Source organism: Jatrophihabitans lederbergiae (genome assembly GCF_031845305.1).
In the GTDB taxonomy this organism is placed as follows: domain Bacteria; phylum Actinomycetota; class Actinomycetes; order Mycobacteriales; family Jatrophihabitantaceae; genus Jatrophihabitans_A; species Jatrophihabitans_A lederbergiae.
The window spans coordinates 1-232 of sequence record NZ_JAVREH010000305.1; the positions used below are offsets into that span (position 1 = coordinate 1).

A 232-nucleotide genomic window follows, 5' to 3' on the forward strand; every position below is an offset into this window, starting at 1 on the left:
AGGGCGTACATGATCTGCAGGTCGGCGGGGTCTCCGGCGACCGCTCTCAGTAGCCATTCCCGCCAGGCCTTGGCCTCGTCGAGGTAGCCGGCGGAGATCAGCGCTTGCAGGGTGTAGGTGGAGTCCCGCAGCCAGCAGTAGCGGTAGTCCCAGTTGCGGGGGCCACCGATCTGCTCGGGCAACGACGTGGTCGCTGCGGCGACGATGCCGCCGGTCGGCTGGTACGTCAGCG

General features: G+C 68.5%; 1 protein-coding gene. It reads right to left on the minus strand.

Annotated features, from left to right (window positions below):
- Nucleotides 1-232 (minus strand): glycoside hydrolase family 15 protein (locus tag RM423_RS25325; protein WP_311425785.1); only part of this gene is annotated, 232 nt, incomplete at both ends.